Annotated in this window: 18 protein-coding genes, 1 tRNA gene and 1 pseudogene (1 of these 20 only partly in view); 11 read left to right on the forward strand and 9 right to left on the reverse strand. The window is 41.8% G+C overall.

Annotation, left to right across the window (positions count from 1 at the left end):
- Window positions 1-28, forward strand: a pseudogene (locus tag A2294_01325) (hypothetical protein); it begins 1,370 nt to the left of the window's first position.
- A 303-nt stretch (window positions 29-331) separates the two neighbouring features.
- On the opposite strand, the gene A2294_01330 reads toward A2294_01325, so the two are convergent.
- From A2294_01330 to A2294_01340, 3 genes are all read right to left on the reverse strand, one after another.
- Window positions 332-1,414 carry a hypothetical protein gene (locus A2294_01330; protein ID OGH85388.1) on the reverse strand — a complete coding sequence of 361 codons (1,083 nt, stop codon included), beginning with the start codon at window positions 1,412-1,414 and terminating at the stop codon, window positions 332-334.
- A gap of 49 nt (window positions 1,415-1,463) precedes the next feature.
- Entirely contained in the window at window positions 1,464-2,201 is a 738-nt protein-coding gene (locus tag A2294_01335) for a hypothetical protein (protein ID OGH85389.1), read from the reverse strand.
- 386 nt (window positions 2,202-2,587) lie between these two features.
- Window positions 2,588-2,803 (reverse strand): hypothetical protein, encoded by a 216-nt coding sequence (locus A2294_01340; GenBank protein OGH85390.1) that lies wholly within the window; start codon window positions 2,801-2,803, stop codon window positions 2,588-2,590.
- Window positions 2,804-2,998: 195 nt separating this feature from the next.
- Between A2294_01340 and hppA the strand changes: the two genes are divergently transcribed.
- The gene (hppA, locus tag A2294_01345) at window positions 2,999-4,990 is read left to right on the forward strand and encodes a sodium-translocating pyrophosphatase (GenBank protein ID OGH85391.1); all 1,992 of its coding nucleotides are present in this window, start codon (window positions 2,999-3,001) and stop codon (window positions 4,988-4,990) included.
- 74 nt (window positions 4,991-5,064) lie between these two features.
- Here the strand turns inward: hppA and A2294_01350 are convergent, their stop codons facing one another.
- On the reverse strand, window positions 5,065-5,451 hold the full coding sequence (locus A2294_01350) for a hypothetical protein (GenBank protein ID OGH85392.1): 387 nt from the start codon (window positions 5,449-5,451) through the stop codon (window positions 5,065-5,067).
- A 211-nt stretch (window positions 5,452-5,662) separates the two neighbouring features.
- On the opposite strand from A2294_01350, the gene A2294_01355 reads away from it, so the two are divergent.
- From A2294_01355 to A2294_01365, 3 genes are all read left to right on the forward strand, one after another.
- Window positions 5,663-6,940, forward strand: a complete 1,278-nt coding sequence (locus A2294_01355) for a hypothetical protein (GenBank protein OGH85393.1) — start codon at window positions 5,663-5,665, stop codon at window positions 6,938-6,940.
- Between the two features lie 445 nt (window positions 6,941-7,385).
- Window positions 7,386-8,741: a trigger factor gene (locus tag A2294_01360; protein OGH85394.1), complete on the forward strand. Its 1,356-nt coding sequence runs from the start codon at window positions 7,386-7,388 to the stop codon at window positions 8,739-8,741.
- Window positions 8,701-8,955 carry a YggU family protein gene (locus A2294_01365; GenBank protein ID OGH85395.1) on the forward strand — a complete coding sequence of 85 codons (255 nt, stop codon included), beginning with the start codon at window positions 8,701-8,703 and terminating at the stop codon, window positions 8,953-8,955. The genes A2294_01360 and A2294_01365 overlap by 41 nt, the downstream gene beginning before the upstream one ends.
- A gap of 26 nt (window positions 8,956-8,981) precedes the next feature.
- On the opposite strand, the gene A2294_01370 is transcribed toward A2294_01365, so the two are convergent.
- Genes A2294_01370 through A2294_01380 form a run of 3 tightly spaced genes read right to left on the reverse strand, consistent with a single transcriptional unit; the run spans window position 8,982 to window position 9,776 of the window.
- Entirely contained in the window at window positions 8,982-9,221 is a 240-nt protein-coding gene (locus A2294_01370; protein OGH85413.1) for a membrane protein insertion efficiency factor YidD, read from the reverse strand.
- A 26-nt stretch (window positions 9,222-9,247) separates the two neighbouring features.
- A complete protein-coding gene (locus A2294_01375) occupies window positions 9,248-9,598 on the reverse strand; it encodes a ribonuclease P protein component (protein OGH85396.1) in 351 nt (116 codons plus the stop codon).
- A 40-nt stretch (window positions 9,599-9,638) separates the two neighbouring features.
- Entirely contained in the window at window positions 9,639-9,776 is a 138-nt protein-coding gene (locus A2294_01380) for a 50S ribosomal protein L34 (protein OGH85397.1), read from the reverse strand.
- Window positions 9,777-10,264: 488 nt separating this feature from the next.
- On the opposite strand from A2294_01380, the gene A2294_01385 reads away from it, so the two are divergent.
- A complete protein-coding gene (locus tag A2294_01385; protein OGH85414.1) occupies window positions 10,265-11,644 on the forward strand; it encodes a hypothetical protein in 1,380 nt (459 codons plus the stop codon).
- A gap of 260 nt (window positions 11,645-11,904) precedes the next feature.
- Window positions 11,905-13,053, forward strand: a complete 1,149-nt coding sequence (locus tag A2294_01390; protein ID OGH85398.1) for a DNA polymerase III subunit beta — start codon at window positions 11,905-11,907, stop codon at window positions 13,051-13,053.
- Between the two features lie 54 nt (window positions 13,054-13,107).
- Here A2294_01390 and A2294_01395 read toward each other — a convergent pair whose 3' ends face one another.
- The gene (locus A2294_01395) at window positions 13,108-15,996 is read right to left on the reverse strand and encodes a hypothetical protein (protein ID OGH85399.1); all 2,889 of its coding nucleotides are present in this window, start codon (window positions 15,994-15,996) and stop codon (window positions 13,108-13,110) included.
- A 181-nt stretch (window positions 15,997-16,177) separates the two neighbouring features.
- Between A2294_01395 and A2294_01400 the strand changes: the two genes are divergently transcribed.
- The 3 genes from A2294_01400 to A2294_01410 all read left to right on the forward strand — a co-directional run bounded on the left by A2294_01400 (window position 16,178) and on the right by A2294_01410 (window position 17,315).
- The gene (locus tag A2294_01400) at window positions 16,178-16,645 is read left to right on the forward strand and encodes a hypothetical protein (GenBank protein ID OGH85400.1); all 468 of its coding nucleotides are present in this window, start codon (window positions 16,178-16,180) and stop codon (window positions 16,643-16,645) included.
- Between the two features lie 109 nt (window positions 16,646-16,754).
- Complete coding sequence (locus A2294_01405; GenBank protein OGH85401.1) at window positions 16,755-17,168, forward strand: hypothetical protein; 414 nt, start codon at window positions 16,755-16,757, stop codon at window positions 17,166-17,168.
- A gap of 74 nt (window positions 17,169-17,242) precedes the next feature.
- Window positions 17,243-17,315, forward strand: a tRNA-Cys gene (locus tag A2294_01410).
- Window positions 17,316-17,458: 143 nt separating this feature from the next.
- Here the strand turns inward: A2294_01410 and A2294_01415 are convergent.
- On the reverse strand, window positions 17,459-18,418 hold the full coding sequence (locus tag A2294_01415; protein ID OGH85402.1) for a hypothetical protein: 960 nt from the start codon (window positions 18,416-18,418) through the stop codon (window positions 17,459-17,461).
- A gap of 136 nt (window positions 18,419-18,554) precedes the next feature.
- On the opposite strand from A2294_01415, the gene A2294_01420 reads away from it, so the two are divergent.
- On the forward strand, window positions 18,555-21,200 hold the full coding sequence (locus A2294_01420; protein OGH85403.1) for a DNA polymerase I: 2,646 nt from the start codon (window positions 18,555-18,557) through the stop codon (window positions 21,198-21,200).

A 21,200-nucleotide genomic window follows, 5' to 3' on the forward strand; every position in this document is an offset into this window, starting at 1 on the left:
CGCGGTCGCCTGGAACCCGCCATTGTAGAAGGGTCCCGCGGCGTAGCCGCCCCACGTGTTGACGCACACGGTCAGGACGGGGAGCTTCTGCTCCGCCACCGCCGCCTTGACCTCCTCGACCTTGACGGGGTCCTCCTTGTTGACCTTGCCGATCCAGCCCATCTTCTGGGCACCGAGGTAGCCGCCGTAGAGGCCGGCCGCGATGAGCACCAGGATGAACAACCGCACCACGGGCTTGAGGGGACGTCCGCTCGCCATGATCTCTTCTTCTCCTTGTCCGATCCGGGGTTAACTGCTCCCTCACCCTGAGAGAGCAGCAACCCTGGATACTTTACTTGCTGTACTGATCCAACACCGAAAACTCGTCCGAACCCCTGTCGCCAGAAGCCCGCGGGGACTTCGGCAGCAGCACCGGCTCTTCCGGAGCGTCCCCGCTGAGGAGATGCGCGTCCGGAAGATCCATGGACTGCTCGAGCTCGGTGATCCTGTCCATGTCCGGACCGGCGATCTCCAGCGCGGCAGTGTTGGAACCAGCGGCATTGAACTGCTTCTCGTAATTGTCGATGGCCGTGGTGAGCTGCTCCACGCGCATGTTGTCCTGCGCCTCAAGAGAACTCACCAGCTGATCAGACAGGTCCGAGAGGGTGGAAATGTCGGCGAGGTTCTGGTCCCAGGAACGCTGAATGAACTCCAGCGCCTGGTCATAGAGCTCACCGGAAGAAGCACCCGAAAGAATGGCACGCGCACTGGCCAGAGCCGAACGTGCGGCCTTGCTGGCTTCCCATTCTTCCGTGGAAATCTTGATCTGGTGCTTCTTGTCCTCAATCTGCACCTTGAAGATCTTGTCCAGCTTCTCCAGGGCCACGCGAGCACGCTCAAGCTGCTTGAACAGCTCCACGTACATGGCGAACTGCTTTTGCAGTCGATCAAACTTGCGGGCATTGAGAGCCTTGAGCTCCTGCTTGCCCTCCTTCATCGCCTGTCTAAACATGGCGATTGCTTCGCGGGTCTCCGCGCGGTTCTGCTGAGAAATCCGGCGGATGTGCTCCGACTGGCCGCTGAGCTTCTTGATGCCCTGTTCCATGTTGGCGAGCTGGCCTTCCATCTTGTCCACATGGCCTTCCATGATGGCGATGGGGTCAAGCTCCACCACAAGTCCAGTCAGCTTCTTCATGATCACCTTGAACAGGAAGCTGACCAGATTGCGGACCTTCGGGTTCATTGCCAGCCAGGCAATGGCCAGAAGGGATCCGCCGGCAATCACCGCGTAAACGGCATTGACCAGGAAGGGAGCCAGCCAGCTCAGGAAGAACACTGCTCCCACTCCGAGACCGACCATCGTGATCAAACCGAGCCATCCTTCTGGCTTCTGCCAGAAAGACGGGGGCTTGCCCAGATTGCTGCCATTGTCCATGTTCTCACCTCTTCCTTTGTTATTGAACTGTTTATGAAAAATGGATCAACTAGACACCGAGGAACTGGGCCTTTTGGGCCTGAAGCTCTTGGGTCATACGTTCGAGCACCTGAGACAGATCGGCCTCAATGGCCGCCACCTGCTCCTCAATACGCTCAGCATCGGTCGTGAGCTGACGTTGCTTACTCCTGAGGTCTTCAATCTGCCTTTCTAGGTCGCCAATCTGGCCACGGATCTTTTCCTGTTGACCATCATACGACCCAGACTGCTGACGAAGATTCTTGGCTTCATCACGACGAGCAGGCAAACCCCGCTCACGCACTCGCGTTGCCTCGGCATTGAGTAGCGCAACACGCGCATCAATTGCCTGCGCAACATCGGAAGGCTTGTAGCCTTGCGTCTTCAACATCTTCAAAGCCGCTGCCAGTCTCTCTCTTGGATTGCTCACCGCCTCAAGAATGTCCCAGGACTGCTGAAAGGCAGCCATGGCATCCTTTTGCTCGGAAAGCTTACGAGAGAATTCTCTGTACAGCGGACTATCAGAAGGTTGAGCCGAAGTAGGGCTGACCACGACGTGCGGAATCGCCGCTACAGAGGACATATTTGGGCCAGCGGCACCAGATCCAGATGGTGAACCCGGAGGCATCAGGTCTTCATCTTCAACGTGAATGGCCTGATCAACGGCTTTCCTTAAACGACCAAGAATCCCCGGTCTTTCTTCATTACCAGCCATTTCTTTCCCCTTTCCTGCGGTTTTTATATTCCCGAAGTCAGTAAAGTAAACCATACCAAACTGACTATTTCACCTATAACAAAAAACTTTTTATTGAAATATTTCAAAGAGCATTTCCGCATTTTGCGGACTCGCCAACTTACCATATTTCAAGAACTTTGTCAACTCCATGTTCAGCATCAAACTCTTATTTAGCCATTTTTCTCTAATTCTAGCCCAAAAAACGCCCTTCATTCAATCTCCTAATTATCCACATCTTTTCCCCCAACTAACTTGCTACTATTTTTTAAAAATTGTATAATGATAATGAAGATGAACCTTACAAATAAACAAAAGCCAAATTCTGCTTAGCTGAAAGAGTGAAATTCTTTAATTTTTCCTTTTCAGCTGGGCAGGGTTCGGCAAGAAGTCGTAAGGCCGCTTCTCGCGGCATAGTGGTCTCAAGGCCTATGGCCTTTCGGTTGATTCGCGGGGTTCGTTTGTGCTACCGCGCGGGCACCTTTAATCCCCCAAGCCTCTACCGAGGCGTTGTTCATTTCTCCTTGAGCCCTGCCCAGCTTTTCATCTTCCTTGTGTTCTTTGTACAATTCAACGACTTGTCCTTTTTCGTTCTTTTTTGCAGACATCTTTTTCCTTTGTCTGCTATCCTTTTCCATGCTAAGAACAACTTCTTATTATAGAAATCCTTTTATCCATAAGAGCTCATAACGGGCTCTTTCTTTTTTTAACAAACCAATAATCACCTTGCCAAAACCAATTCAATTTTGCTATAATTCTTTGCAGTTGCCGGCCCAAAACAAATACTTACAGAACTTTCAACATTTTTTATTCTTAATTCATAACTCATTTTTATGCCTACCGCATTATTGCTTTCTCTTTTGGCTGCCGTTCTGGCCATTGCCTATGGCGTGTTTATGGTTTATACCATCAACCAAAAACCTACTGGTGATGAACGCATGAATGCTATTGCCAAAGCTATCCAAGAAGGTGCCAAAGCTTACTTAAACAGGCAAACTCGCACCATTGCTTGGATTGGTTTAATTGTTTTTATCTTGCTCTGGTTATTTTTAAATTTAAAAATTGCTTTAGGTTTTTCCGTCGGCGCTTTCCTTTCTGCGCTGGCTGGCTACATTGGTATGAGCGTTTCCGTAAAATCCAATGTGCGCACTGCCGAAGCGGCCAAAGATGGTTTGGAACCGGCCTTGGCCTTAGCTGTTAAGGGTGGCTCTGTCACCGGTATTTTAGTTGTTGGTTTGGGCTTACTTGGTGTGGCTGGTTTTTATGCCATTACTAAAGATTTAAATGCTTTGATTGGATTAAGTTTTGGAGGCAGTTTAATTTCTGTCTTTGCCCGCTTGGGTGGAGGTATTTTTACCAAAGCCGCTGATGTGGGCGCCGATTTGGTTGGCAAAGTGGAAAAAGGCATTCCAGAAGATGATCCGCGCAACCCCGCAGTAATTGCCGATAATGTGGGTGATAATGTTGGCGATTGCGCCGGTATGGCCGCTGATCTTTTTGAAACTTACGCCGTCACCGCCGTAGCCGCCATGCTCTTAGGTCATTTACTTTTCCCCACCGCTACCAATTTGGTGTTCTATCCTTTAATTATTGGCGCCGCTTCTATTGTCACCGCTATTGTCGGCATCTATTTTATTAAGCTGGGCAAAAGCAAAAACATCATGAATGCTTTGTATAAAGGTTTGGGTGTGGCCACTGTTTTATCCGCCATTATCTTTTATCCATTAACCAAATGGGCAACCAAAGACCTTGAATTAAACCAAAATTTGTATGGCGCCGCTTTGGTTGGTTTGGCCTTAACCATTTTAATGGTTTGGATTACCGATTATTACACCTCTACCAAAAACAAACCGGTGCGTTCTATTGCCAAAGCTTCCGAAGGCGGACATGGCACCAATGTAATTGCCGGACTCGCTGTTTCCATGAAATCCACGGCTTGGCCAGTTATCTTTATTGTGAGCGCCATTTTGTTAGCCTACTCTTATGCCGGCTTGTATGGCATTGCCATTGCCGCTATGAGCATGTTGTCTTTAACCGGCATTATTGTCACCATTGATGCTTATGGCCCTATCACAGACAACGCCGGTGGTATTGCTGAAATGGCTAATCTTCCGGAATCTGTTCGCGCTGTTACCGATCCATTGGATGCCGTAGGCAACACTACCAAAGCCGTCACTAAAGGTTATGCCATTGCTTCGGCCGGCTTAGCCGCGATGGTTATGTTTGCCGCTTACACTCAAGAATTTGCTAATCGCGGCATCAATTTAAATTTTTCTTTAAGTGATACCCGAGTCTTAGTGGGCTTGTTTATTGGTGGACTTCTTCCTTATTTATTTGGTTCTATGGCGATGGAATCCGTGGGTAAAGTAGCCACCAAAGTAGTGGAGGAAGTGCGCCGCCAGTTTAGAGAGATCTCCGGTTTGATGGAAGGTACAGCCAAACCGGATTATGGCAAAGCCGTGGACATTGTCACCAAAGGAGCTTTGCGCGCCATGATTGTACCAGCCCTAATTCCCGTAGTAGCCCCAATTTTAGTTGGCTGGCTCTTAGGCCCGGTAGCCTTGGGCGGCCTCTTGGTGGGTTCTATTGTGACAGGAATTTTTGTGGCTATCTCCATGACTTCTGGTGGTGCGGCTTGGGACAACGCTAAAAAATATATTGAAGCGGGAAATTTTGGCGGCAAAGGTAGTTTTGCTCACAGTGCCGCTGTCACCGGTGATACTGTTGGCGATCCCTATAAAGACACTGCCGGCCCAGCCATCAATCCAATGATTAAAATTTTAAACATTGTTTCTTTACTCATTGTAGGTTGGTTGATTAAGTAAAAAGCAAAAGGACAATTTAAAACCGCCCCCACTTCAACAAGGGGCGGTTTTGATTTACAAAAGTTAAATCCATTCTAGGCAGTCAACCATTCTACGGCTTTTTTTTCCTCATCAAAAAATTTATAATCTTTATGCCCGGCCAAAGTGTAGATGGAAGCGACTATGGTTTTTCTAAAAAAGTCAGCGCCAAGAAAAGCGACTTTACCAATTTTAAAAAATTTAAAATATTTGGAATGAATCTCTATGGCTTCTCTGTCCATCTTTCCGGCTTTACTAATATCAATTAAAATTTTTACCGGCTCCAAATCTTTCTGAAAAACAAAAGTGCTTTGTTCTACAATGGCCTTAAACATGGCATCGGCATCCTCACCTATTTGATTACCAATAATTTTAACCCTCATTATTTTAAGATTCTCATCCCATTTTACTTCAAACTTTTTTTCTTTAATATCTTTAACCATATTAGTCTTAAAATTAGTTCTAAATTGATTATATAAAATTAACTAAAAAATAACAACACGAAGTTTAGGGATGAAATGGGATTAAAACACCCCTTAAGGGAGCGCCACTATATTGAACACAGAATTAAGGGTGGGCTTGACAAAACCGCTTAAATGTGCTATAGTTAAGCGTTGTTCTTTGACTTTAACCCTTCTTAAATAGAGGTTTAAATTGAAAAAGATTAGCCTGAACGCCTCGGCATTGCTAATCATTGGATGGCTCTTTGCTACCGGCAACTTGCTGGCCGAAGAGCCAACCAAAGTTGAAGTTGCGCCGGTTCAGCAGGGTGGAAAAAAGCTGACGCCGGAAAAGAAGGCTCAGCAAAAAAAAGCGCCGGCAACAGCACCCAAGGCGGCCAAGAAGTGCCGACGCAATCCGGCCATCCCCAAGCAGAAGATTGATATCATGGAGCGCATCTGCGTGGCCAAAAACCTGCTCTCCAGCGGACAGCAGGCAGAGGCCAAATACTGTAAGAAGATCATTCGGGTTTGTACTGGCAAGGGCAAAAACAGGAAATGCACTGACAAAAAAATTTCCCGTTTCTGCGGACGGTCCGTCCTCCTGGCTTCCATGGATGCTGATGACGGCATGATCAAGGTGGTGGAAATCTCTTCCGAGGGCAAGTCTTCGGTCAAGGGATATGCCATCCGTCTTCTTTCGCGCGATGGCGTGGACTCGGAATACGACGTTTCCTCGCCTCCGGGACAACTGGTGATTGGAATTCAGTTCCCGCTCCAGATCAGAACCTCTCAGGGTCTGAAACTGGAAAGGGCCATCTACACGCCTTACTCCAAGGAACTGCGTGAGAAGTTCCCGGAGCTGGTCACCTTAGGGTGGCAGTATCTCAACACAGGCCTTGCCACAGCGCGAACCAAGATTGAGAAGGAAGGCGTGACAGAAATCAAACGCATCCTCACCAAGGTCATTCTAACACTGGTCTTGATTGAGCACTTCAGCAACGAGGAGCTTGAGGATGACCAACTGGAAGAAGAGATCTATCGCGTGGCCTTAACCCTTGGCGCCAACCAGGAAAAGGCCTACCGCTACTCTGTCTCGGGAGTAGGAGCGCGTGGCATTGGCCAGTTCATGCAGATAACCTGGAAATCCTTGCACAGACGTTACCTCGGCCTTCTGCCCAAGGATTTTTTCCAAGGCAGTGCTCAACACCCCAGCGCTCTCATTGCGCAGTTTCTTTTGGCCAATGAGGACCTAAACTTCCTCTTTAGTCATAAGGGCTGGCGCACAACGGAAAAGCAGGCGGCCTTTTTGGTTGACTCGCGCCAAGTGGGCGAATATCTAGCGCTGAGCTACAACGGAGGAGCGCCCAGAGCTTACCGTTGGCTCGTTTCCGGACGTACCATGACCTTGCCCAAAGAAGGAACCAAGTACATCCGCAAGTTCAATCAGGTTTGGCAATACTTAACAGACCTGAAAACCCCTGGACAATAGTATCTTTTCAACAACCTCAACACTCCGGCTTCGGTCGGAGTTTTTTTTATTTAAACTCATTTTTTACAGCTTAGATTGTTGCCCTATTGCATTTTAAGCTAAAATGTGCTATAATATACACAGGTCTTAAAAAACCGCTAATTCTTAATATAATTAACGCTTAAAAGCGAATATACGCTTAAAGCATAATTTTAAAACTATGGATGCTTATTGCGTCAAATGCAAAGCCAAAAGAGAAATGAATGACCCTAAAGAAGTCACCATGCCAGCCAAGGGCGGAGGTACCAGACCTGCCATGAAAGGTACTTGCCCAGTTTGTAGCACCGGTATGTTTAAAATCATGCCCAAAAAGGTGTAAACCTTTTCTCCTAAAAACACTTCTCCTTGACAGAGAGGTGTTTTTGTTTTATTCTTAAACTACTTTTATTTACAAAAACATTATTTTATGCAAATCACTATCAAAGATCTGCCCAAATCACAAAAAGAACTAATCGTTGAACTGTCTTTGGAAGAAGTCAAACCTTATTTAACCTGGGCGGCCCAGCAATTATCCAACGCCAATTCTATTCAAGGTTTTCGTCCGGGCAAAGCACCAATGGAAGTGGTGCAAAAACATTTTGGCGAGATGAAAATTTTAGAAGTCGCCTCGGAAAAAATGTTAAAACAATCTTTTTTTCAAGCTTTAAAAGAAAAAGACTTGGAAACTGTTGGCGCGCCTCAAATCCATATGGAAAAAATGGCTCCTAATAATCCTTTCATTTTTAAAGCCACTGTTTCCATTTTGCCAAAAATTAAATTGGCTGATTGGAAAAAAATAAAACTGGCGCGCCAAACCAAAACCGCCACAGAAGAAGAAATCAACAAAGTTGTTAATGACCTGCGAAAAATGCAAGCCAAGGAAACAATTGTGGAACGCCCTGCCGCCAAAGCTGACAAAATGATAGTGGACATGGATATTAGTTTAGATAAAATTCCAGTAGAAGGAGGACAAAGCAAAAATTATTCCATCTATTTAGATGAAGATTTTTATCTGCCGGGATTAGCTGACAAACTAATCGGCGCCAAACAAGGTGATGTATTAGAATTCAAACATGATTTTCCCGAGGCTTTTTACAATAAAACCTTGGCCGGCAAAAAAGCGGATTTCAAAGTAAACGTAAAAGGCGTTTACGAGCGCGTCTTGGCAGAGTTAAATGAAGAAATGGCTAAAGGTTTGGGACAAAATTCTGCGGAAGATTTAAAAAGAGTGATTAAAGAAAATTTGGAAGCCGAAGCCATTCAAAAAGAAGAACAGAGAGTGGAAATAGAACTTTTGCAAACCGTTGTTAAACAAACGGAGTTTAATGAAATTCCGGAAATTTTAATTGATGAGGAAAAACAAAAAATGTTTGCCGAATTAAAACAAGGCTTGGAACAACAAGGACTTTCCTTTGAAGATTACTTAAAAAATATTAAAAAAACCGAGGAAGAAATTGCCCAAGACTTTACCAAGGGCGCGGAAGAAAGAGCCAAAACAGCTTTAATTTTAAGACAAATTGCCAAAGAAGAAAAGGTGGCGGTGACGCCGGAAGAATTGGAACAAGAAATGAACAGGGTAAAAGAGATGTATAAAGAAAATAATAAAATTGAAGAACGCCTTACCGATCCGGAGATTCAAAATTTTATTGCCGTGTCACTTTTAAATCGCAAGGTTTTGCATTTACTTAAAGAGGTTACTTTGGGCGATCCGGTCTTGCCAAAAAAGGCTGACGAGCATAAACATGTACACGGGGAATCTTGCAAACATGACCATGCTCATTAAAATAAAAGTTCAACCCAACGCCAAAAAAAATGAAATCTGTGGCACCTTGGCTGATGGCATATTAAAAATTAAAATTACAGCTCCCGCCTTAGAAGGCAAGGCCAATGCCAAACTCATAGAATTTCTCAGTGGTGAATACGGTGTTTCCAAATCGCAGATAGAGATTACCAAGGGCGCCAAGAGCAACATTAAAACAATTAAAATCTCCCGGTGATGGGAGATTTTAATTTTAAATAAAATTTATTTTACCGGATCAAAGCCTCCGCGGCTCCAGGGATGGCAACGGATAATCCGCCAAGTGGCTTTAACCACGCCCCGCACCAGACCATATTTTTCTATGGCCTGATAACCATATTCCGAACAAGTTGGATTAAAACGACAAAAACCGTAAGGGTGCAAGGCGCTGAATTTGCTATGATCGGGCGAAAAATTTTTTTGGTAAAAACGAATCAATTTTAAAATTGCAAAGCGGGGCAGCATCACGGCATTGTGCAGGGCCTCACCAATCATACTTTTATAACTCTTAATTTTTGCAAACCCTCCATAATCTTTTTTTGTATTTCTGTAAAAGGCAAATCTTTTAAACCGCGACCTAATAAAATCACCACATCCAAACTAGGAACAATCAAATCTTCCTTAAACAGCAACCTTACCGCTTCTCGCGCTTGTCTTTTAATTCTATTCCGCACTACCGCTCTTTTATCAATAGCTGTGCCAATTACAAAACCAAAACGGCTTTCTGTTAAATCATTGTTGGCCGCTTTTATTCTTAATTCTTTACTATTAAAAAAGCGACCGATCTTTAAAACTTTTTTAAAATCTCGGTCAGCTTTTAAACGATTTTGCGGTTTAAGCATAGTCTTTCTGGTTTACTCCGCTAAAGATTTTTCTACCGATTTACAAGGCTACTCTTGTGCGGCCCTTAGCGCGGCGGCTAGCCAAAACCTTTTTACCGCCCTTAGTAGACATTCTTTTAAGAAAGCCATGGGCTTTTTTCCTGTGCAATTTATTAGGCTGGTATGTTCTTTTAGGCATAGTTTTTGTTACATACGGGATAAGCAATTTGCCAGAAAACACGCTATCAAATTTCCCAGCGGGAAATTTGCGCTCTCGCTCGGGTTCACTCTCTCACTCGCTTTGCTCGTTCGAACCCTGCCCGCTCACCCTGCGCGAAGGTTTTCTTTTACAAATTGCTTATCCCGTATTCTCATTTAAATTAACACTTATTAACATACCACAAAATCGCCAAAAGCCAAATTTTTAATCCTTATTTTGCTTTTTTTAAGCTAAGTTTAGCTAATTTTTAACAACTTTTATCAGTTTATCAACAAATTATAATTTACCTTAAAACCAGTTATCCACAGGGTTTGCACAATCTGATAACTTTTTGACATTTTTGAGTGGTTTGCTAAACTTTATCCACATGGTATACTGACAACGATAAATGCAAAATTTAAGCGCAAAAATGACTTTTTAAATCCTTTTAGCAGTTAGGTCTTGAATTTATCCACTCTTTGCACAACATTATGTCGCCACAACAAATCTGGGAGGCGGTTTTAGCCGAACTGGAGCTTTCAGTTAGCCGCGCCAATTTTGTCACCTGGTTTAAAAACACCTTTTTAGGCAGTTTTGAAAACGAAGAAGCAATTATTTGCGTTCCCAGTCATTTTTATAAGACCTACTTGGAAAAACGTTTCCATCCTACCTTAGTTAAACTAATAGAAAAAATCAGCGGTCTGCCTTTACGCTCTTTAACCTACAAAATTGAAATTAAAAAAACCATTACCACTCAACCGGCCCCTTTTTTAGCTCCACAAGAAACGGCTAAAATTAGCCAAATTTCTGTTAAAATGGAGTCTGCCGGCGATTCGGCTAATGTTTTTGGCTTAAATCCACGCCACACCTTTCCCAGCTTTGTGGTTGGCAAAGGCAACGAATTGGCTCATGCCGCGGCCCAAGCAGTAGCCAACCAACCGGGCAAGGCTTATAACCCCCTATTTATCTATGGTGGCTCGGGATTAGGTAAAACCCACCTTGTCCAAGCCATTGGCAATCAACTTTTACGTGAAAGCAAGGTTAGAAAAGTAGTTTATGTTACTTCGGAAAAATTTACCAATGAATTTATTCACTCTATCCGTTCGGGCAATGCCAAAGCCTTCCAAGATACCTATCGCAATGCTGATTTGCTCTTAATTGACGATATTCAGTTCATTTCCGGCAAACAAGAAACTCAGGAAGCTTTTTTCCACACCTTTAACACACTTCACCAACTAGAAAGACAAGTAGTTATTACCTCTGACAGACCACCCAAGGCTATTCCCTTGTTAGAAGATCGCTTGCGTTCTCGCTTTGAAATGGGTATGATCGCCGATATTGCCTCTCCTGATTTTGAGACTAGAATGGCTATTTTAGAGCAAAAATGCCAGGAAAAAGGCTTTGGATTAGAAAAAAAAATACTTTCCGTCATTGCCTCTTTAATTCAAAACAATGTCCGTGAACTGGAAGGTGCTTTAAACAAAATCCACGCTTATTTTCAATTAAAAAATGATGTTCCGGACGAAGCCGGGGTAAGGGCTTTAATTGCTTCTTTAGCCAACACTGCCTCTCAAAAAGTCGTCACACCCAAACATATTTTGCAAACTACAGCGGAATTTTATGATATTAGAATAGAAGAGATTTTAAGCAGTAAAAGAGACAAGAGACTAGCCTTTCCCCGTCAAATTGTAATGTATTTAATGCGTGAAGAACTTAAAACATCTTATCCGGGCATTGGTACAGAATTAGGCGGACGCGACCACACCACAGCAATGCATGCTTGCAAAAAAATAGAACGAGAAATTGCTGCCAATTTTAAAACCAAAGAAGAGATCAATCAAATCCGCCAAAGACTCTATTCTGTGTAATTCCTGTGGATTAACCCCTCTATTTATTGTTAAATTCTCTGGTAAAACCCTGCGGATAACCGCCAATTTTTTCCACAACAATTAACAGGCAAAGAAAAGGGGTGTGCAAAACATCCTTTTCATCCACAGCACAATTAACACCCCACGCGAATAACTTTTAGCTCTTTTCCTGCTTTCTCTAGCCTTTTTTCAAAAGTTCTCCACTTTTCCCCAAGCCTTATTATTATTATTGTATTTATATATATTATATTAAAGAATATATGAAATTCTCTTGTACACAAGAAAACTTATCCCAAGCTTTGCAGATAGTAAGCCATATTACGGTAAAGAACAATTCTTTACCTATTTTAAATAATGTTCTTTTAAAAATTGAAAACAAAGAATTACAATTAATCACCACTAATTTGGAGATGGCTATTAATTGTAAGGTTAGGGCTAAAATAGAAGAAGATGGAGAATACACCGTACCAGCCAATCTTTTTAATGAGTATCTTTCCGTGGCTTCTTTAGGCAAGGTAGATGTGGAGTCAAAAGAAAATGGATTGGTGGTTAATACTGTTGATGGAGACAAAACCTTAATTAAAGGCGCGGTGGCTACTGAGTTTCCTTTGGTACCTGTAGTGGAAAAAGAAAACATTTTTGGGGTTTTGATTGAAGATTTTAAAAAGATTTCTCAACAAGTTTTGTTTGCTGTTTCAAGAAATGAAGCCAGGCCGGAACTTTGCGGTGTTTTGTTTAATTTTAATCCGGAAAATAAGGCAGGATATGTGGTGTGTGCTTCTACTGATAGTTATCGTTTGGCAGAAAAGGAAATAAAAATGGTGGTGAATGAAAAATATGGCAAAGAAAATAAAAAAATAATTATTCCCGCCAAGGCTTTACAGGAAGTGTTAAGAGTGGTTTCTGTTTTTCATGAAGATTTGGAAGAGAATCCTCCTGTGGAAATGGTGGTGGCGGATAATCAAATTATGTTTTCTTACGGGCCGGTGGAGATAACTTCAAGATTGGTTGAGGGGCAGTATCCTGATTATCGCCAAATTATTCCCACCAATTTTAAAACTACGGTGGAATTTAGTGTTTCCGAATGGATTAAAAGAATAAAAGCGGCCAGTATTTTTTCCAACACCGGTATTAATGGTGTGGCTGTCAAAGTTTTTGCCGGTAATGATCAAAGGGTGTCTTTTTCTTCAATGAATAGTCAGTTGGGTGAACACACAGGGGAAGTTCTAGGAAAAATTGATGGAGAAAATAATGAAATGTTGTTGAATTATCGTTATTTGCTTGATGGATTAAGCGCTTTGGGGGCAGAAGAAGGCCTCTTAAAAATAATTACCCCCGATTCCCCTTGTGTTTTAATGCCTAAGGGTAAGGAGGGTTATTTGTATATCATTATGCCTATTAGGCAATAAGAAGGTTTAAAAGACCCTTCGAGTTTTTTCGAAGGGTCTTTTTTTATTTCGTGATTATTTTACCTCTATGGTTATCTCCGGTCCGGTGTAATTTTTTCCATCAGTAGTTGTAATTGCGGAACCAAGAGTATAAAACCCTGCTGTTGGCGCTTTATTCCAAGAAATATAAATGGTCTGTTCCAGAGGTCCGGTTAAAGAAGCTAAATTTGTTTCTTTTTCTCCATCTTTTAAATTAAAAATAATTTGTTTGATTTTATCTGTTTGGTAGGTTTTGATTTTCAAAGAAATGGGAAATTGTCCGCTAAAAAAACTCTGATTGCTTTTGGGGAAAAGCCAGTCAAAAGTAGGATTTTCATCCGGGGCGATTAAATTAAAATCTAAATTATTTTCCGCTGTTAATCCATTACCGGCCGAGCCTCTAATTTTTAAATTATGAAAGCCGCGAGACAAATCATGAAGATAAAGTGTGGTATTAAAAGGCGCCGTATTTTCTTCCGTGACCAGGATTTCATCTAAAAAATAAGCAACCTTGGTAATAGGAGGATTATTTCCTACAGTTACATTAACTGGCAGTGTTCGTGTGTCTATGGTTTGGTTTGGCGTTGGATTTACAATTGTTATTTGGGGTAAAGAAATATTATTGGCACCACCATCATCGTATTCCGTGGGTACGGTATCAAACGCAGGCCCTTGTTTAACAGCCCAATTTTGCACACCCGCCTCCCAAGAAGCATATTGTGGGTCAGCGGCCGGATTGCCGGGTGGAGGCCCTAGAATGTCATCCTTGTTTAAATAATAAAGAATGTCGTGCGGTTGGTGGTAACGGCGATATTCTATCAAATTTGGCAGAGTGCTGGAAGTGGCTATTTTTCCATTGATTTTGTTTACTGCCAAAACAACCTCTCCCATTCCTTGGCCTATTAAAATTGGTTTGATGTCTGTTGGGTAAGGATCAGGGGCGATAAAAGATTCCATTGGTTTGTTTTGCAGAGCGCGAGCCATAAAATTATGCCAGATGGGCGCGGCTACCAAGACACCGTCAGCACCGCGAGCCATTTCTTTATTGTTATTATTGCCGGCCCAAACTCCGGTTACCAGTGACGGGGTAAAACCTAAAGTCCATCCATCGTGCCAATCATTGGTAGTGCCGGTTTTGGCCGCCACCGGTCTGTCGGGTAAAGTTAAGGGGTTATTTTCGCCAAAGATATAGGCGCGGGCGTTGTTATCGCTCATGATGTCAGTTAAACGACGCACAGCTTGAGTCTCTATTACTTGTTTTCCTTCGGTTTGTTCCCATTTTTCTAAGATATTGCCCCTGCTGTCTTTAATTTCCAAAATAGAAGCATAAGGAAAATTATTGCCTTCATTAGCTAAAACCGTAAAACCGTGTACGTGTTCTAAAAGTTTTATCTCCGCTCCCCCTAACACTAAAGCCAAACCAAAGCGGCTGCGGTCTTCTAGTGTGGTGTAGCCCATTTTTTGCGCCAAATCCAAAATATTATCAATGCCGGCAAGATATAAAGTTTTAACGGCCGGTATGTTTAATGATCCGGCCAGAGCTTGTCTAATGGTGACCTGTCCTCTTTCTTTTAAATCATAATCATGAGGGATAAAATCTTTAGTGTCTGTTTTAAAAATAGTCTCTACATCATATAATTTGGTGTCCGGCGTTAAACCCTTTTCAAAAGCCGCGGCGTAAACCAAAGGTTTGAATGAAGATCCCGGCTGGCGCGGGCGCAGAGCTACGTTTACCTGCCCATCAATTTCATCATTAGTATAATCACGTGAACCAACCATGGCTAAAATTTGGCCGGTCTTAGGATCCATCGCCACTAAAGCGGCGTTATTGGCTTTATATTTTTTTTCATTTTTTTCCGCTCCGGCTTTTACTTCTTCCTCGGCAATTTTTTGCAAATCATAATCCAAAGTGGTGATAATTTTTAAACCGCCGGTTTCAACTGTATTTTCTCCGTATTTTTCCGTTAACAATTGTTTGATATATAAAATAAAATGCGGGGCAAACAAAGCCTCGGAACCATGTTTTATTTTAATGGGTTCCTGCTTGGCAATTTCTCCATTTTCTTTTGAAATTTTGTTGTTTTCCACTAATAAATCAATAATAAAATTTCTTCTAATCTTTAATTTGTCTTGATTGTTTAAATAAGAAGAAGGGGCTTGAGGCAGAGCGGCCAAAGTCGCGGCCTCGGCTAGGGTGACCTCTTTAGCTGATTTGCCAAAATAGCTAAGAGAAGCCGCTTCTATACCGTAATTGGTTGAGCCATAAGGAATTTCGTTAAAATACATTTTTAAAATCTCATCTTTACTATATTTTTTTTCTATCTGTAAGGCTAGAATAGCCTCTTTAATTTTGCGGATGTAACTGTGTTCATCGGTCAGAATGGCGTTTTTAATTAGTTGTTGAGTTAAAGTAGAAGCTCCACCTTTACCAGTGGAACTGCCAAGAAAGTTGGAAGCGAAAGCTCGGGCGATAGAAAGCCAGGCCACGCCGCCATGCTGGTAAAAATTTTTATCTTCCACCAAAATTGTGGCCCATTTGGCATAGTCCGGAATATCTTCCAAATTGATTAAAGTTCTTTTTTTGTCGCCATAGACCTCGTATAAAATATGTTGGCCGGTGCGATCATAAATTTTAGTGCTTTGGGAAATTGCTCGCTCAATCAGTTTATTAGGGTCGGGCAAATCGCGCGAGGCCCAAGCTACCATAATAGTTAGGCTTAGCCATCCTAAAGCCGCTAAGAAAATAAGGGTAATGGCAATATTTTTAAGAGTAATTTTTTTTTCTTTCATAATTTGGAAAGGTTGGTTAAAAGAAGATTTTTGAGTTTTTAGAATTTTGGAAAGAAAAAGAGAAGGCTTGGCTTTTTGCATCTTTTTCCGCCAATCTTGCGGAGATAAAACGTGTTTATTAGAAAAAATAGACATAGATTTAAATTCAGTATCTCATTTTTGAGCGTTTTCTTCAAGTTTTAAATAGGGCGAGAACTGGCGACCGGGTATTGACAAAATGATCAAAATGTGCTATTATATTGCCACAATCCCTAATACGGGATTTTTTAGTTGGGTAAAAGCCAAATTGACTAATTACCGCTAAAATTAGATAAATATGTTTCATCTGTACAACCTAAAATTTAAACTTTGGCATAAATTAGCCGTTTTTGCTTTAATTCTGGCTATTTTATTGGATTTGGGATTGCCTCAGTTAGCTATTGCTGAAGATTCTCTTTTAAATTGGAAGCAAAACAATTTAAGCCTGCCAACCTCTCCTGAACGCCAGCCTCGCAAGATTGTAGAGGCTGTGGTGACTGTTTATACCAGCACGCCGGATCAAACCGATGATTCCCCCTTTATCGCCGCTAATGGCCAAAGGGTTTATGATGGTTTAGTGGCGGCCAACTGGTTGCCTTTGGGAACTCACGTTAGATTTCCGGAAATGTATGGCGATAAAATTTTTACCATTAATGATAGAATGAATAAAAAGTATGGTTATGGCCGCGCGGATATTTGGTTCAACACTTCTAGAGCCGAGGCTTTGAAATTTGGAGTCCAGAGGCTGAAGATGGAGATCTATTAAAGTTAATTTATATTATTCTGACCTGCCAAACGGCAAAGAAGAAACCCTTAAAACCCCCGTCTCCCGCGGGGGTTTTAAATTTGTACCGAATCTGATATATTATTGTAATATGTTGAAAAAGATTTTTGGTTATTTTAAATTGGCGCGCAAACAATTTTTTTCTTACTTTTTGATTGGTACGAGCGGCACGCTTTTGGATTTATTGACGCTGACTTTTTTTAAAGAGGTTTTTGGTTGGCGGCCGGTGACGGCAGTTATTGTCAATCAAATTTTGATTATCAATTATGTTTTTTTTCTTAATAAGTTTGTCACTTTTAAAGCGCAAGGTAAAACTTTAAAGAGGCTGGGTGCTTTTATTTTGCTTTCCGCTTGGAATTATATTTTTGCCGTAGCCTGGATGTATTATTTAAATGAAAAAATGGACTATAATTATATATTGGTGCGTATCAGCGGAATAATTTTAGCCGTTTCCTGGAATTTTTTACTGTATAAGTTTTGGGTTTATAAACCCTTGAAAGTTTAGAAGAAATAAGGTATAATCTATCACGTCATCCTGATGAGCCTGTTGGCACAAAAGGATTTCAATTTTAAAAAGCCGGCCACGTGGTGAAGTAGCTAACACCGCGGTCTGCAAAACCGCTATTCGTGGGTGCAATTCCCACCGTGGCCTTTTAAGAGTTAAAAGATCCGTTGTGGGTCTTTTTTGTTTTGTAAAAAGGCGCTGGTGAAAGAGGGCTTTATTTTTTAGTTTGCATAAAAAAACCGCTTTAGTGGTTAGACCAAAGCGGTTGACGTTGAAGTGAAGCTTAAGGTTTATCCCTTGGTAGGTTCAGCAGATGAGGAATCCTTTTTTTCAGAGAACTCCGCTTGGATTTTTTTAAACCACTCGGCTATGCCGATACGGTAGAAGATGTAAGCCAAGCCATAGCCGACGATGCAACCCGCAAGCAAGGAAAGTATGGTTGGGAAGAAGGCAAAATCGGTCCACCACAGGCCAAAGCCCAGGCCGGAAAGGACCCCGCTCACTACGCCGATTGTAATGGTTGAGGCCTCGTGTTTGGAGGCGATATTGGCCAGACCGTAAAGAATAAGCGCTACCATGCAAACCGCACAGAGGAAAATTATTAGTGTAACAAAGAGCCAGAGGAGGGTGAGCAGTAGCAAAACCATAATCACAGAAAGGAAATAGACAAGAGAAGAAATTACAATTGCCGCTGGTATGGAAGATAGAGAGAAAATTATACCTATCTTCGTAAGATGGTAAGAGAGTTCATCCATTTTATAAAGAGAAAAAAGGAATATGATTATTACGATACCAACAGAGAAAAAGGACATTTGGCGAACAGCGTCTGAAAGATTGATATGAGTAAAAATATTTTGGGGTGAAAATGGAACAAGATAGGAATTGTAGACATTTAAGAGCAGGGGCGGCGTGATGTCCTCCAGAAAGACCGACATTTTCCAAGCCAGCCAAAAGCTTAAGCAAATTGTTGTAATCGTTATTAAAGATAGTGTTACAATTTTACCAAGCGTAAAGAGATTCCTTAGTGTTCCCCTGGAGAAGGTTTTGAGGAAAATCGTTTGGAAAATCCGTTGATGCACGGACTTGGTCAAGACCGGTACTCCCACCCAAAAGCCCATTTCCAATCCCACTACAAGGCCCCAGGTCATGGCCGAAACAATCCAGCCAAAGGACCAGTTCAATAGTGAGGCGAACAAAATGCCAGCTGCAATGCCCAGTAAAATACCCAGTTGGTGTTGTTTGGTGAACATTCCTTTTCTCCTTTACCTTTAAGTTTTAAAGACCGTTTTAGAAACCTGCCCAGTTGCTTTATTTTTATCGTAAATTTGGTAAACTGTCAAGTCTTGTAGAAAATACCCAATAAAGGTAAAATAGCATCATAATATTATGTCCAAATTTGTAATAGTAGATGGTAATGCCATTGTTCACCGCGCTTTTCACGCCATTCCTCCCATGACCGGCAAGAATGGTTTGGTTTTGAATGCGGTGTATGGCTTTACCAGTATTTTACTGCGTACCATTAAAGAACTCCAGCCGGATTATCTGGTAGTGGCTTTTGATTTAAAGGCGCCTACTTTTCGCCATTTGGAGTACAAAGAATACAAAGCTCAGCGCGTTAAACAGCCGCAGGAATTGTATGATCAAATGGTTTTGGTTAAAGAATTGCTCCGCGCTATGCAAGTGCCGGTTTTAGAACAGGAGGGTTTTGAAGCCGATGATATTATTGCTACCGTGGCAGTGAATAATAAAAAAGAAAAAGTTAAAACTATTATTGTGACGGGCGATATGGATACTTTGCAGTTGGTGGATGAGGATACGGAAGTTTATACAATGAAAAAAGGAGTGAATGATATTGTGGTTTACAACACTAAAGCAGTTGAAGAAAGATATGGATTAAAACCGGAGCAGATGATTGATTATAAGGCTTTGCGCGGCGACCCCTCGGATAATATTCCCGGTGTTAAGGGTATTGGAGAAAAAACTGCGGCCGATCTGATCCAAAAATTCGGAACGCTAGAAAATCTTTATAAAAATAAAAATAAGTTGGCAGAGAAAAAAGTTAGCGCCGCTGTAATTGCTAAAATTTTATCCGGAGAAAAAGAGGCCTTATTCAGCAAGCATCTAGTAACTTTAGTTTCCACTGTGCCAGTTAAATATACTTTAAAAGATTGTGAAGCTAAAGATTTTATCAATCCGCAGATGAAAGAATTGTTAGCAAAGTGGGAGTTTGGCAGTTTATTAAAACGCTTGGATATTTTTGAGAATGGCACACCGCAGGAAGAAAAAAAAGTTGCTAAAACTACTAAAATAAAAGTTATAGAAATCAAAACTAAAGAAGATTTTAAAGAATTGGAAAGGTCTGGGGCGAAATCTAAAAAATGTGCAATTTATTTATCAGATGATGGCGCCAGTAGTTTAAAAGCCAAGCTCTTTGGTTTGGTTTTAACTTTTGACGGCACCGACGTTTTTTATCTTCCCTCTTCTTTGATAGAGAAGTTTGATAAAAATTTGTTGCAAAACAAAAGTCTAATTGTTCATGATTTTAAACGCACCAATGAAATTTTAGAAAGATATGGTTGGTCTTTGGAAAATGAGTTTTTTGATTTGATGATTGCTGATTATTTATTAGATCAGGGTAGTCGCTCGCATGAAATTTCTAGTTTGATACTGCGTTATTTAAATAAAGAAGCCGGGATAAGCAATCAGGCCAGTTTGTTTGGGATAGACGCTAAAACCCTTGGCCAAACAGTGGTTGATTTTTGGTCCATTGGCAAAATTTTGGAAGAAGAATTGGAAGATAAAGGTTTTTCAAATTTGTATAAAAAAATGGAAATGCCCTTGGTTAATGTTTTGGCAGAGATGGAAAAAAATGGCATTAAAATTGATGTGGCATATATGGGCCTACTGGCTAAACAGATGGAAAAACGGGGAAAAGAGCTCACGGATGAAATTTATAAAATGGCCGGACAGGAATTTAATATAGCCTCTCCTCAGCAATTAAAAGAAATTTTGTTTGATAAACTGGAAATTCCAGTGATGGGTATTCGTAAAGGCAAAACCGGACTTTCTACTGCTGCCTCGGAACTGGAAAAAATGCGCGGCTTGCATCCTATCATTGAACTCATTTTTGAATATCGGGAATTGGCCAAATTGCGCAATACTTATGTTGATGTTTTACCAGGACTAGTTGAAAAAGATGGCCGCGTGCATACAACTTTTAATCAGGCTGTCACAGCTACCGGTCGTTTGTCTTCATCCAATCCTAATTTGCAAAATATTCCCATCAAAGGAGATTTGGGACAAGAAATTCGCAAATGTTTTGTGGCGGAAAAGGGACATAAATTGTTAGGACTTGATTATTCGCAAATAGAACTGCGCATTATTGCTTCTTTGGCTAATGATCCCGAAATGATTAAAATTTTTCAAGAAGGTCGCGATATCCATGCTATGACAGCGGCCAGAGTTAATGGTATAACCTTAGCAGAGGTGACTCCAGTGATGCGCTCCAATGCCAAGGCTATCAATTTTGGCATTATCTATGGTATGGGCCCTCATTCATTGGCCGAAAGTATCAATGTTTCCTTTATGGAAGCCAAAGATTTTATCGCTAGATATTTTGCAGTGTTTAAAGAAGTAAAAAAGTTTTTAGATGAAACGCGCTCGCTCGCTCACTCCACCGGTTATGTGGAAACATTACTTGGCCGTCGCCGCTATTTGTCAGAGATAAACAGCGGTATGCCGCAACTGCGTAACTCGGCCGAACGCATGGCGGTAAATGCCCCTATTCAAGGTACAGCCGCGGATTTAATAAAACTCGCTATGATTGAAGTGCACAAGTTGTTGAAAGATAAATCGGAAATAAAAATGCTTTTGCAAGTGCACGATGAGCTAGTATTTGAGGTAAAAGAAGAAGCAATTAAAAAATATGCCGATCCCATTCAAACTATTATGGAAAATGTTTTAAAACTGCGCGTACCAATTAAAGTGGAAGTAGAAGCTGGTGATAATTGGGGAGAGATGAAGGAGATATAA

The organism is Candidatus Magasanikbacteria bacterium RIFOXYB2_FULL_38_10 (assembly GCA_001783145.1).
In the GTDB taxonomy this organism is placed as follows: Bacteria; Patescibacteriota; Patescibacteriia; order Magasanikbacterales; family UBA10003; genus GWC2-40-17.